General features: G+C 36.9%; 14 protein-coding genes. 1 reads left to right on the forward strand and 13 read right to left on the reverse strand.

All coding sequences use genetic code 11. The features are described 5' to 3' along the window. Positions 1–182 precede the first annotated feature (182 nt). Complete coding sequence (wecA, locus tag AB6D80_RS08375; RefSeq protein WP_135385116.1) at positions 183–1,247, forward strand: UDP-N-acetylglucosamine--undecaprenyl-phosphate N-acetylglucosaminephosphotransferase; 1,065 nt, start codon at positions 183–185, stop codon at positions 1,245–1,247. A gap of 315 nt (positions 1,248–1,562) precedes the next feature. Here wecA and manA read toward each other — a convergent pair whose 3' ends face one another. The 13 genes from manA to AB6D80_RS08440 form a co-directional block, all read right to left on the reverse strand. Continuing rightward, positions 1,563–2,744, reverse strand: coding sequence for a mannose-6-phosphate isomerase, class I (gene manA / locus AB6D80_RS08380; RefSeq protein ID WP_135385118.1), 1,182 nt, complete (start codon positions 2,742–2,744; stop codon positions 1,563–1,565). 6 nt (positions 2,745–2,750) lie between these two features. Then, positions 2,751–4,184: a phosphomannomutase gene (locus AB6D80_RS08385; RefSeq protein WP_372188268.1), complete on the reverse strand. Its 1,434-nt coding sequence runs from the start codon at positions 4,182–4,184 to the stop codon at positions 2,751–2,753. A gap of 22 nt (positions 4,185–4,206) precedes the next feature. Continuing rightward, complete coding sequence (locus tag AB6D80_RS08390; RefSeq protein ID WP_135385121.1) at positions 4,207–5,649, reverse strand: mannose-1-phosphate guanylyltransferase/mannose-6-phosphate isomerase; 1,443 nt, start codon at positions 5,647–5,649, stop codon at positions 4,207–4,209. Between the two features lie 37 nt (positions 5,650–5,686). Further along, positions 5,687–6,142: a GDP-mannose mannosyl hydrolase gene (locus AB6D80_RS08395; RefSeq protein WP_135385123.1), complete on the reverse strand. Its 456-nt coding sequence runs from the start codon at positions 6,140–6,142 to the stop codon at positions 5,687–5,689. 42 nt (positions 6,143–6,184) lie between these two features. Then, positions 6,185–7,144, reverse strand: coding sequence for a GDP-L-fucose synthase (locus tag AB6D80_RS08400; protein WP_135385125.1), 960 nt, complete (start codon positions 7,142–7,144; stop codon positions 6,185–6,187). An 83-nt stretch (positions 7,145–7,227) separates the two neighbouring features. After that, a complete protein-coding gene (gene gmd / locus AB6D80_RS08405; RefSeq protein ID WP_135385127.1) occupies positions 7,228–8,340 on the reverse strand; it encodes a GDP-mannose 4,6-dehydratase in 1,113 nt (370 codons plus the stop codon). Further along, positions 8,340–9,455 (reverse strand): glycoside hydrolase family 99-like domain-containing protein, encoded by a 1,116-nt coding sequence (locus AB6D80_RS08410; RefSeq protein ID WP_135385129.1) that lies wholly within the window; start codon positions 9,453–9,455, stop codon positions 8,340–8,342. The genes gmd and AB6D80_RS08410 overlap by 1 nt, the downstream gene beginning before the upstream one ends. Beyond that, entirely contained in the window at positions 9,452–10,189 is a 738-nt protein-coding gene (locus AB6D80_RS08415) for a glycosyltransferase (protein WP_135385131.1), read from the reverse strand. The genes AB6D80_RS08410 and AB6D80_RS08415 overlap by 4 nt, the downstream gene beginning before the upstream one ends. A gap of 4 nt (positions 10,190–10,193) precedes the next feature. Beyond that, positions 10,194–10,904 carry a hypothetical protein gene (locus AB6D80_RS08420; protein WP_372188271.1) on the reverse strand — a complete coding sequence of 237 codons (711 nt, stop codon included), beginning with the start codon at positions 10,902–10,904 and terminating at the stop codon, positions 10,194–10,196. A gap of 595 nt (positions 10,905–11,499) precedes the next feature. Then, positions 11,500–12,741: a glycosyltransferase gene (locus AB6D80_RS08425; RefSeq protein WP_135385135.1), complete on the reverse strand. Its 1,242-nt coding sequence runs from the start codon at positions 12,739–12,741 to the stop codon at positions 11,500–11,502. After that, the gene (locus tag AB6D80_RS08430; protein ID WP_135385137.1) at positions 12,738–13,778 is read right to left on the reverse strand and encodes an FAD-dependent oxidoreductase; all 1,041 of its coding nucleotides are present in this window, start codon (positions 13,776–13,778) and stop codon (positions 12,738–12,740) included. The genes AB6D80_RS08425 and AB6D80_RS08430 overlap by 4 nt, the downstream gene beginning before the upstream one ends. Positions 13,779–13,792: 14 nt before the next feature. Next, the gene (locus AB6D80_RS08435) at positions 13,793–14,689 is read right to left on the reverse strand and encodes a hypothetical protein (RefSeq protein ID WP_372188274.1); all 897 of its coding nucleotides are present in this window, start codon (positions 14,687–14,689) and stop codon (positions 13,793–13,795) included. A 59-nt stretch (positions 14,690–14,748) separates the two neighbouring features. Beyond that, positions 14,749–15,423, reverse strand: coding sequence for an SDR family oxidoreductase (locus AB6D80_RS08440; RefSeq protein WP_135385141.1), 675 nt, complete (start codon positions 15,421–15,423; stop codon positions 14,749–14,751). Positions 15,424–15,441: the final 18 nt, after the last annotated feature.

Consider the following 15,441-nt stretch of genomic DNA (forward strand, 5'->3'; position numbering starts at 1 on the left):
GTTTTACTTCGGCGATAACGTCGATAAGTGGGTCAATTTTAAACTGGCGTTGACAAACTAACACCTACTAGGCACAGGTTAAACTTATTACACATCGCTCATACATTGTTTCAGAGTACTTTTATATATAGGCCAAATATATTAGACTGCTGATCAAACATACAACATATTCAGGCTAAATCGTGCTAATCCCACTCCTTGATCTATTTTTTCTATTTTTCTTTTCTCTTGCGACACTTTTTACACTGCGTAAGTTTGCAAAAAAGGTAGGTTTAGTCGATAAACCCAACGCTCGTAAGCTTCATAATGGATCAATACCGTTAATAGGCGGTATTTCTATCTGTATCTCTTTACTCTATTTTCTACTTAACAATCCCGGAATTTTGCCAAACACTGAGCTTTATGCCGCATGCGTTGTCATACTTGTTGGTGTAGGAGCACTAGATGATAAGTTCGACTTAAGTTTCAAGTTACGCTTCGCTATTCAAGCGGGACTATCAGTCGCTATGATGGTAGTAGGGGGAATAGAACTAAATACGATTGGAGACATCTTAGGCTCAGGAGAAGTAGTAACGTTAGGCTGGTTTGGCTACTTGGTTACAATTCTGGCTGTAGTTGGTGCGATTAACGCTTTCAATATGGTCGATGGGATAGATGGGCTTTTAGGAGGTCTATCTATTGTAACGTTTGGTGGCTTAGGTGTAATGCTAAATTATGATAGTCAACATAATTTAGCGTACATCTGCCTAGTTTTAGTAGTGATAATTACTCCATATATTCTACTAAACTTAGGAGTTTTCGGGAAAAAAAGAAAAGTATTTATGGGCGATGCCGGAAGCATGCTCATTGGATTTACGGTCATTTGGTTATTGTTACTGTCGAGTCAAAACGGAACTAAGCCACCGTTACGTCCGGTAACAGCGCTATGGTTAATAGCTGTACCATTAATGGATATGGCAGCAATAATGATCCGTCGAGTAAGAAGGGGAGACTCTCCTTTTAAACCTGACCGAGAACATTTACATCATATATTCCAAAGATTGGGCTTATCATCAACACAAACACTTATAGTTATTTGTCTAATAGCAGCTCTATATGCTGGAATTGGAATCTACGCAGAGATAGTGAATATTCCAGAATATATAATGCTGTATACTTTTTTATTATGCTTTGTTATCTATTTAACCTTATTAAGCAACATATGGAAAATAACCTCAAATATTAGAAGGCTTTTCAATGTGGATTAGTTTTGGTTGTATCGTTCATCAATCAGTACACAATAAACCTATTAATAGACACTCAGGGGCTCAACGCCCCAAATAGTTTGGTTGAATAATATATAAAACTACACTCTAAGCACCTATGCCAATAAAGAGTCTTAGCTCAATGCCTAGACTCTTTATAAGACGACTACAACAAATACTATCTAGTCGTGATTCGCTGGCCCTTAAAGATAGATGAGGAACTATAACGGAGTAGTCCTCACCAACTAATATCAACCGAAAAAACAAATTGAGGCCCTATTAGAGATAAACACGAGGAGTGCAAGCTTGTACATACACTTAATTAAACGCTCGAGCGATTCGCCCTTTTCCACTGTAAGAATACTTCCTATCTGAATACAGCACAAAAACAGACTCTCCAGGAGAAAGTTCTATTGATTTCCCTTGAGACTCAACAATGACATTTCCATCAATACAGAATAAAATCTCCGCACTCCGTACATATTGCTCTTGCTTAAATTCTTCAGAATGAAGAATATCAAAACCAAAGTCATCTACCGGGACAGGATATTGCAGTCTTCCCTCCTTTAAAACTGGAACCATTTTTAGATCTTCAGGTGCAATAGGTGTAAACATCACATTATCGAGTAATTCAGGAATATCCATATGTTTAGGGGTCAAGCCAGCACGAAGGACATTATCAGAACTTGCCATAATCTCTAACGCAGTTCCTTGAACATAAGCATGAGGAGTTTCAGCAAATAAGAACATCGCTTCTCCTGGAGCGAGTTCAACCGTATTAAGCATAAATGGAGCCAATAAGCCAATATCACTATCATAGTACTTTTTGAAATCTTGACTATACTGCATAGCCTCACGAGTCATAGCAAGTGTCGCAGACTGACTAAGAGCCACATCTAACTGAGAGAGTACACTCTCTTTACGTTCTCCATTAAGCATCATTATCGAGCTAAAAAACGCCTTTAACCCTTCGCTGCTTGGCTCTTTCTCTAACTGAGCAACTTCGTGTTTAATCTCATCGAGAGCAAGTTCGTTAAATAAGTAAACTATATGCTCAATTGGACGAAAACCATTCATCGCTTTATAAAACGTTAACGCATAAACTAATTCAGGCTTATGGTTTGGATCTTTATAATTGCGAGAAGGGTCATTCAGCGCGATTTTCTTCTCATCCTCTCGAAGAAAACCAATTTCTGATTTTTTCTTACTCGGATGAACCTGAATAGACAAAGGAGCATTCGCAGCTAACACTTTGAATAAATACGGCAGATAACCAAATCTGTTCGCAGTATACTCCCCTAGTACCGAGTTCATATTTTTTTCAATAACGTCTGAAAGCAGTTCACCAGTTGCAGCAACTCGAGAGCACCCGCAGGAATGCGCCCCCATCCACACTTCCGCTTGTGGTTCGTTATTTGGATTTTCAATACCAAATAATTCATTAATAGATGTCTTGCTACCCCAAGCGTAATTTTGAACTTGATTCTTTAATCTAAACATAAACGATTAACACTCAAAGCTTACTAATTTAGCAAGAGTACCATCTACTAGTGATTTAGCTGTTTCGAAATCACTAGCTTCTGCATAACACCTAAGCTCTGGCGCATTTCCCGATGGTCTTAGATGTATAATCGTAGAATCAGAAAGTATCAGACGCAACCCATCTGTATGATCAACGTTAGATACTTTGATACGTGACAGACCTAAACGTGTGAGCAACGCATCTGGATTTGCTTTACCTTGCTCTAAGATTGCGATGCTTCTCTCTGTAGCAAAATTCTGAATACGATCGCTGTGATTAAATCGCCGTGGCAAATATGCCACCAATTGCTTAATACTCGTTTGATTTGCTAATGAAAGTAACATTAATGCTGGAAGTACAGCATCACGGGTTGGTAAAGCCTTTATTATTGCCCCATTTACGTCAATATCACTACCAAGAAGGTAACCACCATTAGCTTCAAAACCAGCAATAGTTTTATATCGCTCGGCTAACCTGTCGAATTCAGCAATAACATACGGTGAACCAATTTTTGTTAGCGATACAGTATTAAACTCTAGAGATTGAGCAATAATCGTGTTGCAACTTACAGGTATAGCAAGCGCTTCCACCTTTAAAGCTCTTGAACAAAGAAGACCTAGAATATCACCTCGTAGCCATTCACCGTTTTCATCGGCAACCAGTGGGCGGTCACCATCTCCATCAGTAGAAAAAATAAAATCTAAATCATACTGTTTGGACCACAAGCGTGCTTTCTCCTTATCAGATTCAGCAACAGCTTCAGTATCAATTGGCACAAACTCATTAGTACGTTCCAATGAGATAACTTCAGCTCCTAGCGATTCAAAAAGACCTTGATAAATATCCCTTCCAGCACTTGAGTGTTCATAAATACCAATACGCTTTCCTGCCAGTAAATCTGCATCAAACAAATCGGTATAACGTGTACGGTAAAGCTCAGCCGCACGGAAATTAATCGTTAACTCAGGCAGGTCATTGATAGCACTAAAGTCTACCTTCTCGGTTAAGATTGCTTGTTCATCTGCTTTAGTTATCTCTCCATCTGGACGATAGAACTTAATTCCATTGCGGTCAAATGGGATATGAGACCCAGTCACCATGATGCAAGGCATATTGTCTTGCATTGCGGTAAAAGCTAGCGCAGGAGTAGGTACAACACCATAATAAATGGCGTCAATACCTGCATCGGTAAGCGCTTGAATGACTGCTTTTGCCATTTCTGGGCTGCTAGGGCGGTTGTCAATAGCCACAGCCATTTGATTGAAAGTAAAATTGTGACGCATTGATGCCACAAATGCATGAGTAAATGCAGCACAGACGTTCGATGTAAACTGAGTAACGAGTCCTCGCGCACCACTAGTACCAAACTGAACGCCTGAAGCACCAAGCACTTCACTACTGATTAATTTTGTTACCATAATTTCCTATCTCAATAAGTAGTTAGTAGTCGCCGCCAAACTTAGATGCTTGCTCATCAAAGCGAACAATATCGTCTTCTTCTAAGTACGATCCAGAACGAACTTCAATAAGCTCCAAAGGCACCTGTCCTGGGTTTTCTACTGAGTGCGGAGTCCCTACTGGAATATAAGTTGACTGATTTTCAGTAAGAAGGAAAGTTTCATCATCTTTTGTCACTTTAGCCGTACCTGACACAACAACCCAATGCTCAGCTCGATGGTGGTGCATCTGAAGAGCTGTCTTCTCTTTTGGCTTAACTAACACTTGTTTCACATGGTAACGCTCACCTTCAGATACCGTCTCATGAGAACCCCATGGGCGATATACCTCTTGATGCTGCTGACACTCTGCTCGGTTTTGTTGTTTTAGTTGATTAACAATCGACTTTACATCTTGAACCTTGTATTTATCCGCAACTAGCACTGCATCTTTCGTCTCTACAACGATAAGATTTTCAATGCCAACGGTAGCAACGAGTTTATCTTGTGAATAAATATAACTATTCTGAGTCTGCTCAGTTAACACATCACCGCGAGTTGCATTGCCCTGTTCATCTTTATCATTCACATCCCAAAGTGCAGACCAAGAACCAACATCACTCCAATTTGCGTCCATTGGAACAACAACAGCTTTTTCCGTTTTTTCCATTACGGCAAAATCTATTGATTCGTCTGGGATTTGTGAGAATAGTTCGGATGACATGCGAATAAAGTCTAGGTCGTTAAAATGACTATCGTAAGCACTTTCACATGCTTTCAAGATATCTGGTCGGAACTTTGCTAACTCTTCAAGATAAGTAGATGCTTTGAATAAAAACATACCACTGTTCCACAAGTAGCTACCATCCTCTAGATATTGCTTTGCAGTTTCGAGATCAGGCTTTTCAACAAAGCTATCAACACTAAAGCCTCGACTCTCATCCGCAGCAGTAACCGTAGCACCAGTTTTAATGTAGCCATAACCTGTTTCTGGTGCATTCGCTTTGATACCAAAAGTGACCATATCACCACGTTGTGCGTACGGAATAGCAGCTTGCACCGATTGATGGAAAGATTGAGTATCTTTAATCACATGATCAGCAGCAAGAACTAACATCAAAGCATCTTCACCTGAAGTTTGATTTTCAGATAGGGCAAATTTTGCTGCTAAAGCGATAGCGGGAGCAGTATTACGCCCTACTGGCTCTAAGAGTATTCCGCTATGGTTGCCATTAATACGGCGAAGTTGTTCAGCAACTAGGAATCGATGTTCTTCATTGCAGATCACAAACGGCGCATTGTGTTCTAGACCAACCATGCGGCTCAACGTTTGTTGAAGCATGGTTTGTTCACCAGTTACTGCAAGGAATTGTTTAGGATATTTTGAACGAGATAGAGGCCATAAACGACTGCCTGAACCGCCGGCCATAATTACAGGAATAAGCATAGTCAACTCGTTGTTTTTAATTAGGTGATAGTTTTAGTTATTTTTGAAAATACCATTTAGTATGAACATGTACTTTATCACTGGTCAATAATTCATCTTGATTACACCAACGGTAACGAGAATGCTGTACATCCATGGGTAAGTTCAATTCAGAGCGAATGACAATGAGCTTGTAGGCAATCGCGACATAATGAGTCGTAAACTCATTGCCAAATACATTGTCATCATAGAAGTGTGTATAAGGTCCCAACAGTGTTGCCTGAGAGAGCTTAAACTCATGTCCAAGCTCCTCTAAAGTTAAACGAGCAAAGGCGTCTTCAAGCTTTTCATCCTTAAGAATACGCCCACCGGGAACGAACCATAAACCTTGAGCTGGTCGATTTAAACGCTCCCCAAGTAAAACTTGACCACTTTCGTCCTCAATAACTAAGTCAATTGAAACCAATGGCGTACTTTCAATCACTTGAGAAAAACGTTGTTTGCTTAAAAACATATGCTTTGTTTAAATCCTTATATTAGCTCTACCCTAGGTACTTTAACCGCGATAATTTTCTTGATTCTCTTGGAACCATTGGTAAGTCATAGTTAAACCATCTTCTAGGCTCGTCTTCGCTTCCCAGCCTAAACTCTTTAAACGTGAAACATCCATTAACTTACGAGGAGTGCCGTCCGGCTTCGTAGTATCAAATTCAATTTCGCCGTCAAAACCAACCACTTTTGCAACAGTTTCAACAAGTTCACGGATAGTACAATCCACACCTGTACCTACGTTTATGTGGCTAAGCATTTCTTGCGTATTTTCTAGATACACCTCTTGAGCAAGATTCATTACGTAAATTGAGGCTGCTGCCATATCACCTACATGCAAAAACTCTCGCATAGGTTTACCGCTCCCCCACGCAACAACTTTACTGTCGCCATTCAATTTTGCTTCGTGGAAGCGACGCAATAATGCGGGAATAACGTGAGAGTTTTGAGGATGAAAATTATCATTTTCACCATACAAATTAGTTGGCATTACTGATCGATAGTTGCGACCATATTGGCGATTATAGGATTCGCACATTTTGATACCTGCAATCTTAGCAATTGCGTAAGGCTCATTGGTTTCTTCCAAAGTTCCAGTTAATAAAGAGCCTTCACGCATCGGTTGTTGTGCAAACTTTGGATAAATACAAGACGACCCCAAGAATAGTAAATCTTGAACATCATGCAGATGTGCAGAGTGAATAATATTGTTTTGAATCGTCAAATTTTGGTAAATAAACTCAGCGGGGTACGTGTTGTTAGCAACAATCCCACCGACTTTCGCCGCCGCAAGGTAAACTTGATCAATATGGTGAGTCGCAAAAAACGCCTCGACGGCTCGTGCATCTAACAAGTTAAGCTCATCACGATCTTTAGTAATAACTTCTACTGAAGAATCTTTAGATAGTTGACGAACAATAGCTGAGCCAACCATACCTTTATGACCAGCAATAAATACTCTTTTCATACTAGTTCCGATAATATAAATAGAAAAAGCAGAGCCCAAAATGAGGAACTCTGCAATATAAACGAATCAGTATTACTGATTAATTAGCTTTCTAATGAGATCGCAACGTCAAATCCGTGTTCTTTTAGAACTGCGTGTTGTTTTGCCTTATCGATATCAGACGCAACCATTTCTGTACACATTTCTTCTACAGTGATCTCTGGAGTCCAGCCAAGTTTAGCTTTTGCTTTACTTGGGTCACCAAGTAGAGTCTCTACTTCAGCAGGACGGAAGAAGCGAGGGTTTACTTTTACAATGACATCACCAACTTTCACTTTTGGTGCCTTTTCTTCATCAATAGCAACCACAGTAGCGATTTCATCAATTCCTTCGCCGGAAAACTCAAGTTCGATCCCCGCTTCCTTCGCTGACAAGCGAACAAACTCTCGCACAGAGATCTGCTTACCAGTAGCGATAACAAAATCTTCAGCCTGCTCTTGTTGAAGCATCATCCATTGCATTCGAACGTAATCTTTAGCATGCCCCCAGTCACGCAACGCATCCATATTGCCAAGTTCTAGGCAAGATTCCAGACCTTGAGAGATGTTAGCGATAGCTCGAGTAATCTTACGAGTTACGAAGGTTTCACCACGGCGTGGTGACTCATGGTTAAATAAAATACCATTACATGCGTACATACCGTAAGATTCACGATAGTTAACCACAATCCAGTATGCGTACATTTTAGCCACAGCATATGGAGAACGCGGGTAAAAAGGCGTTGTTTCACGCTGTGGAATTTCTCGGACTTCACCGTAAAGTTCGGATGTTGACGCTTGATAAAAGCGAGTTTTCTTTTCCAAACCGTTGATACGGATCGCCTCTAGAAGACGGAGAGTACCCATGCCATCGACATCAGCGACATACTCTGGAGATTCGAAAGAAACCGCTACATGCGACATTGCACCCAAGTTATAGATTTCATCAGGTTGAATTTCTTTAACCAATCGAATCAAGTTTGAAGAATCTGTTAGGTCGCCATAGTGTAATTTAATATTGGCACCTTCATTTACCAGCGAATCAATACGCTCTGTATTGTACGATGATGCTCGACGAATTAAACCGTGAACCTCGTAGCCTTTTTCAACCAAAAGTTCAGCTAAGTAAGAGCCATCTTGACCTGTAATTCCTGTTATAAAAGCCACATTTTTTTCCATTATTCCCCCCCTCTTAGTTTGGATAATTCTTGAATACATAAGTCAGCATTTTCTTCGTCTGCCTCGATATAAGTGCCTTCGGACCACTCATTCCAAGCATTAATATATATCAGTGAATCTTCGTCTTGTAGCATAGATAATAGATTTTCAAGATTAGAAATAAATGCCTTTATAGAAGCTCCCTTATAAATTGTTGCTCGATCCTTATATCTGGGAGTATTGTCCCAATCTAAGAAAGCAGAATAGTATCTTTTTGTGTTTGGTACGAAAGTTTGATTAGAAATTTTAAAAATATTATCCCATGCATCTTTATAATTGATGTAGGTTACTCCTGAATATCTATGTCTAATTTTTGTTAGCTGATTTAGTATTGGTTCTGGTAAGTACCTCAGTTTATCGAACACACCCCCAAACAATTTATTATTGTCAATCTTTAGAGAATTTGCAGAAAAACGAGGTTGAAAGTCTAAACAACCTGAATAACCCTCTAGGCGCTCAACTGAAAATGATGGACTAGCCAAGACGGCCACAAAATGAACCCCATTAAATCCCTCTTTAATTGCTAAATCATTCCAATATTTAAATAATAAATCATGGTTTTTTATCAAATGTGGATTGTATATATTAAACACAGGACAATTATTAACTTTATAATATCTTTCATCCTTAAAAAACGGTAATAAATATTCAAAATGTTTCTTCCATAACTCTTTTGAATCAGTGTGGTTCTGTTGGAATATTATATCATTATCTTTACCAATCCACCGTTTTGACCATGTTTCGTTTGCCCAAGTAAAGTTAAACGATACATCAAGATCTCTATTATTCAAAAAGTTCTCGGCTGGTTTTTCAAGAACAACCTTCCCGTCAAACCAATAATGGTAAAATGAAACTCCGTCAAGATTTGCCCTCTTCATATCCGAAACTTGCCTTGCAATTGTCTCTGGTTTAGATTGATCATAATAGCCATCTAGAGGAACTCTGGGCTGATGGTGTCCTTTAAATAAGGGGCTTGCGCTCCTTACATTATCCCAATCAGTAAACCCAGCCCCCCACGCCTTGTCATTCTCTGGTATTGGGTAAAATTGAGGAAAATAGAAAGAAAACAGTTTCATCGGAATACCTTATTAAACTTATCAAAAAACCTTAAAATCAAACTATAAATAACACCACCAAAACCGTAATTACGATGTATTATTTTATTTCTATCTGACTTAAACTCGACATCAATATTATTGCTACTGCGCCCATCCAAATCATTATATAAGGCAATATTAAAATCATAAAATTTACAGCAAGCGAAAGTAGAAAAGTACATATTCTTTTCCCAATCAGACAACAATGTGTATTTTAAATCATAAGGACTATTTAGCAACAATTCTCGTTTAAAGAACATCGCTTGGTGACAGACATTCTTGTAGACTATACCTTTGTTTAGCATTCTAATATAAGAAGATCCTGAAGATAATAAGGTCACATAACCATAAAATATATCAATATTTTCACATTCGGGAAATGCCCTCTCAAATATATCAACAAAACCTTGACTTAACACATCATCTACACCCATAAAATATATATATTTACCTCTTGATGAATTTACGCCATTGTTCATAGCGTCATATATTCCTTCATCTTCCTCTGACATCAATTTTATATATTCACGCTCATCTAGATTTTCATTAATAATAGCTAGCGTTTGATCATTAGACACCCCATCAACAAATAATAACTCGATATCAAAATGTAAACGAGATAATTGGTCGAATATAGGTATATTTTTATCAAAATAAGATAACAAATATTTTTCTGCATTATAAAGTGGAACTATAACTGACAAATCACACATAAAATCAATATCTCTTATTTAGACAGCATGTTGCGATAACTTTACACAATAAAATAAAAATCGACATAACAATGACATTAATTATAGAAGCTAGAAAAAGGAAGTAATCAACTTCTAATGTCGTTGCACAGTAAACTAAAGATGCGTAGACCAAAATTTTAGTATTTGAACGAGTAAAATAATCATAAGTACAGTTTCTCAGCACGCCCACAATCGTGCCAGCGATAAATGCATAGAAAAACGAAGCGTAATAACCTAGATAAACCAAACCAAAAACGTTCATCCTTGGATTGGGTCCCTTAAATATGTCATACCCTTCATGATATGACATCAACTGATATCCCAAGGTAGGAAAAACATCTGATTCATCGACCAAGCCAAACCAACTTGCAGGGCTAAAAAATAAATTTACGTACCATTCCCCATCAGGTATAAATAACTTGTAAACCTCATTAGGATATGCCATGTAAAAAACGTCACCAGACATTACCAAGCGTGACAATAGTAACATAAATCCGTTATTAGATTCACCTGCAATCGAAATTACAGCTAAGGCTGATATTATAGATAAAAACATTAATAAAACGCCATATTTATTAAGAAGTAAATATGGTCTATTGTTGCCTGAAAACTTATAAATATAACCAAAAAGTCCAAAATAAAGCAAATATGTTATTATCGCCGATTTAGCACCATCTAATATAGAAAATGTCATGTAAACACCTAGGATAATTAGATAGATATACGCATGTCTCTTACTATTAAATAGGAGGATATAAAGCGATATAATATTACCAACAAAAAATATCGCTTTAACTCTAAGTAGTAACTTGGAGAACACATCTTCTCCAACAAAGTTCAACCTTGATTCAGAAAAAATGGGAAAGCCATGTTTACTATATATATATAATTGAAGAGACAGTGTCAAAGCAGTTATAGAAACGAAAAAGACCTTGACAGTGAAAATGTCAATAACATTTGGGGAGCAAACATTATGGGATTTCTTAGGGTTTATCCTAGAAAAAAACATATAACCCGCAAGGAATAAGAATTGAGTACCTAAAAATTGAAATGAAAGCTCGTAATCAACTAATCCTTTATAAATAAGATAGACACCAGTAGAAGTCGCAAAAGTGGAAAAAACAAGATAATAAGTAAAAGGTTCTAAAATTCCAATGCGTGAACGCCAAAATACCTTAAAATATATTAATGACGTTAGACACAATATAAATATGTATTCTAAAACATCAAAATTATATAGAAAAAACTCTAAATTTGACACATGATACCTACCAAATCGTCCATTGCATTTACCTAATACTTTCAAATAAATCTAAATACTGTTTTGCTACTATATCGTAACTCCAAAGGTCTAAAGCTTTTTTTCTAGAGTTATGTGATAAATTATGCGAAGAATTATTATCTATACACCATATTATACCCGCAGCTAAATCTTTGGTACAAAAAGGTTTAGCCAAGTAACCTGTTTCTTGGTGTGTCACAACATCAGGTAGCCCGCTGATGTCAAAAGCTACAACCGGAGTTCCGCAACTCAGAGATTCAGTTCCAGTCTGAGGCATATGATCCTGACGAGAAGGAACCACCATAACATCGATGGCATTATAGAATTGAACCAAAGTTGAATCATCGTTAATATGGCCTAGAAAGGTTGTAGCTACACCACCAACGGAACCTTTTCCTTTATCTCGACTACCAAATACAGCACATTCGATTTCTAATGAGTTATTGTTCAGGGAAATTTCCGATAAAGCATCCACCAAAAGATCATAGCCTTTTCTCTGGTCTTCATCAGAAGAAATAGCGCCAAAGCCAATAATTACTTTACTTACAGGAAGATCTAGCTTTAAACGAGCTGAATTTCTATTTGAAGGTGTGAACAGGTTAGTATCCAAAGCGTTTGGTATTGTAATTACTTTATTCTTTGAAAATAACTGACTGTCACGTGCCATATTACTTAACCAACGGCTTCCAGTGACAATGGTTAAACGCTCTCCCCAAAATTTGCACTTCAAGCGCCAAACAAAACGATTAATATCTATCCCTTTAACTTGCTCTTCACTGTTGCTTAGTTCAGTCTCATCATAGCCAATTTTAAACCTTGACTTGTTATTATCAATTACATAGTGTTCAGTTCCTGAAAACGCCCACATATCATGCAAAGTTAAAACCGTAGGCTTAGTAAACCTGCCAATCTGACGAATAGAAAGCGTCCCCTGATTAACCCAATGGATATTTACAATATCACAATCATGTGTCTCGACAATATCGAAAACCCGAGAGCCTGTAAGGTTTGTTGAATGTGTGACACGATTGGAAGTAACTTGAAGTCGGAGAATGATAGATGATAATCTATCTATTATCTTCGAAAAGCTATTTTTTGAAATTAATCGTGTTTTAGAGTCTTCAGAATTCTTGACGTTCACAAATAAAGTAGAATCTACTTGCAGTCTATTTAACGCTTCATGTATACGAAAAGCGGCACGAGCAGCACCACCATCAGTATCAGAATGTGAAATTAGAGAAATTTTCATCGAAAAGTACTAGTATTAATTATTGAGTGTATTGCTCTTTCTGCAATTTGTAGAGTGTCGATTTTACCTGAAAACACTGATATCAGTTGTTTATCTTGTTCGACTATACAACCTCGGAAGTCGGTTGAGCTAACAACTTTAGTTTTCATACTAAATTCCACATCAAAATATTCAAAATTTTCTAGAAAATCCTCTACTATATTAGAGAATTCCGTTTCGAAAACAGCTCTCTTCTGCTTAACAAATACATTATCTTGTTTCGCTGCTGAGAGTGACATTAAGGCTTCATTTACATCTTGATATTGTCCAATTGGTGTATGTTGTACAGATGTAAGAGTATAGATATCATCAAAATAAGGGTAAAGTGAGTAGTGTTGGCCATCCATAATAGTTAACGCAAGCATGTCATTAATCTTTGACTTATAATAGAAATAAATACAAGGTTCAAAAAAGTAATTAATAGTAGATATTTTTTTTGCTCTTCCCCATGTACAATCAATAATGTAGTCGTATTTTTCTTTGAGAGCTTCAAACACTAATTCATTATTAAGGTCTACAAAAGTATTAAACTTAATATGCTTAGAAAGCATATCATTAAAATATTTACTAGCTAAATCATTTCTAATGACCTTTTCTTCGCATTTAAATAATTCACCAACATTTTTTATTTTTATTTCTTTCACACTATTTTTATCTAGTGTTTGAAAGTTAAGACCAGAACCCTCCATTATTATCTTGTATGTTTCGCTATCGATATAACTATTTTTATCTGAAACTGCATAGAAATTATTTTCCACTTCAGATACTAAGTGCGGGTAATGCTCGATAAACCAATCAAAGCCTTCTTTGGATTGCGCTCTAGTAACTGAATCTCGGGGGTAATGAAAACCTAAATGTAGCCTATTTTGGTTTCGTTTGGATGCCCCTGATATCGTTGAATCAGATTTTTCGAAAACTGTCACATCACAACCACTTTGAATTAAAGACATTGCGATATGACAACCGTACCAACCTGCACCAATAATAGCAACATTCATAAATATGACCTCATTTATTTTTTCAAAAATTTACATTTAAACTCAAGAGCAGTATCGAACAACCCTATATACTTTAGAGCAGAAACTATATATCCATCATCTTTTGAATAAGAATAAAAATCATGAAATGACCGTACTATACGCGGTTCAATATCAAGAGTTTTGGGGAAGTTGTTCCAATCACATTCCCTTTTAATTAAATCTACCTCATATTTTGTCGAAGAATTACAATTTGTACCAGATCCATCAAAGCCTATATTTTTCACATAACTCTTTACAGGGAACAAAAAATACTTATCTTTATTAAACATATCAAAACACCTAATGATATCCCAGTGTGGGAATTCTTTGTTTTCTATCGCATGTTTCAATAATGGGAACATATCTTCACCACCTTTTGCAAAACTTCTTCGGCTAGAAAAACTATGTTTAAATTGCTTATACTTGGTCGCTTTCCAATCAATATCATTCCATTCACTCTTCCAAGTTCCCCATCCCCAAGAAGCTCCACGAGGTGATTTAAAGACTTCATATTCATAATCTTCAACGATATTTATTGGTGGACAATACCCACTAATTCCTGAAATTGTCTTGTCCGATTCATATTTATCAAGACAAAAGTTCATGTATTTTAAGAAGTCAATACTTGGAACATCATCATCTTCTAAAACGATAACTTTTTCATATTTCTTAAATATGTAATCCATCATCCATAACATCGAGCGATCGCAACCAAGGTTTTCACTTTGTTTAACAATTTCGACAGATGCAAACTTGTTTTCTATAGTTTGATAACAAGCCTGAAATTCGCTAGCAGCGTTTTCCTCGGCATTATTTCTAGGAAAATCTTGATGTATATACAATTTCGAATCCATTGCTAAATCACACTTTGAGAGTGCATCAAGTACCAATTTGGTATGCCTTGGACGTGCAAACGTAAACAACACTATTGGTGCTAAACTACAATTAGCTATCTCATTCTGCAAAACTTACCACCGTTTATTTCTATTTCCGTATTAGTTAAATAAGTGCTATCGTTCGATATTAAATAAAATATAACATCTGTCACCTCTTCCATATGAAGAAATCTCTTCTTTGGATGATTTTCTCTATGTTTATTTACAACCTCAGTGTCTTTACGACTTTGTGTCATCTGAGAATCTTCAATTGTTGATGGTGATAAAAGAAGTAGTTGCTGATTCTCACCAACCCCTCTCTGTCTGACGTAAGCTCTGAGCATAGATTTAGATAAAAAGTAACTAGTATCATAACTTCCTTTCCTTCCGGATTCAGAACCAATAATAATCACTCTTGCTCTACCGTTGCTGTTTAATATGTATTCAATGGCTTTAACTATAAATATAGCATTTACTTTTAACGATGATATTATTTCATTTTCTGACTGTTCACTAATTTTCTTTGGAATTAGTAATCCTAGAGAGAAAATGTAAATGTCATATTTTTTTTCAAACAAACGCTCTATGTATTCACCATTTATATTATTAGCATCGAATTGAATTCCATCCGTTAATTCTTCACTATTACGAGAATATTTTTTCAATTCGAATTCATTTGAATCCAGTCTTGCCGATAAAGCTTTACCTATGCTAGATGTAGCGCCTACAAGGGCGATTTTACTTACCATAAATACCTCAGTTCTCTT

Origin of the sequence: Vibrio sp. 10N.247.310.17, assembly GCF_041466605.1 — a bacterium.
Taxonomy (GTDB): Bacteria; Pseudomonadota; Gammaproteobacteria; order Enterobacterales; family Vibrionaceae; genus Vibrio; species Vibrio tasmaniensis_A.

Excerpts from the sequence above, each read along its gene's own strand:
- AB6D80_RS08385 (WP_372188268.1), bottom strand. The coding sequence starts at position 4,184 with ATGGTAACAAAATTAATCAGTAGTGAAGTGCTTGGTGCTTCAGGCGTT.
- gmd (WP_135385127.1), bottom strand. The coding sequence starts at position 8,340 with ATGGAAAAAAATGTGGCTTTTATAACAGGAATTACAGGTCAAGATGGC.
- AB6D80_RS08425 (WP_135385135.1), bottom strand. The coding sequence starts at position 12,741 with ATGAAAATTTCTCTAATTTCACATTCTGATACTGATGGTGGTGCTGCT.
- AB6D80_RS08440 (WP_135385141.1), bottom strand. The coding sequence starts at position 15,423 with ATGGTAAGTAAAATCGCCCTTGTAGGCGCTACATCTAGCATAGGTAAA.
- AB6D80_RS08415 (WP_135385131.1), bottom strand. The coding sequence starts at position 10,189 with ATGTGTGATTTGTCAGTTATAGTTCCACTTTATAATGCAGAAAAATAT.
- manA (WP_135385118.1), bottom strand. The coding sequence starts at position 2,744 with ATGTTTAGATTAAAGAATCAAGTTCAAAATTACGCTTGGGGTAGCAAG.
- AB6D80_RS08430 (WP_135385137.1), bottom strand. The coding sequence starts at position 13,778 with ATGAATGTTGCTATTATTGGTGCAGGTTGGTACGGTTGTCATATCGCA.
- AB6D80_RS08390 (WP_135385121.1), bottom strand. The coding sequence starts at position 5,649 with ATGCTTATTCCTGTAATTATGGCCGGCGGTTCAGGCAGTCGTTTATGG.
- AB6D80_RS08400 (WP_135385125.1), bottom strand. The coding sequence starts at position 7,144 with ATGAAAAGAGTATTTATTGCTGGTCATAAAGGTATGGTTGGCTCAGCT.
- AB6D80_RS08420 (WP_372188271.1), bottom strand. The coding sequence starts at position 10,904 with ATGACATTTTCTATATTAGATGGTGCTAAATCGGCGATAATAACATAT.
- AB6D80_RS08410 (WP_135385129.1), bottom strand. The coding sequence starts at position 9,455 with ATGAAACTGTTTTCTTTCTATTTTCCTCAATTTTACCCAATACCAGAG.
- AB6D80_RS08395 (WP_135385123.1), bottom strand. The coding sequence starts at position 6,142 with ATGTTTTTAAGCAAACAACGTTTTTCTCAAGTGATTGAAAGTACGCCA.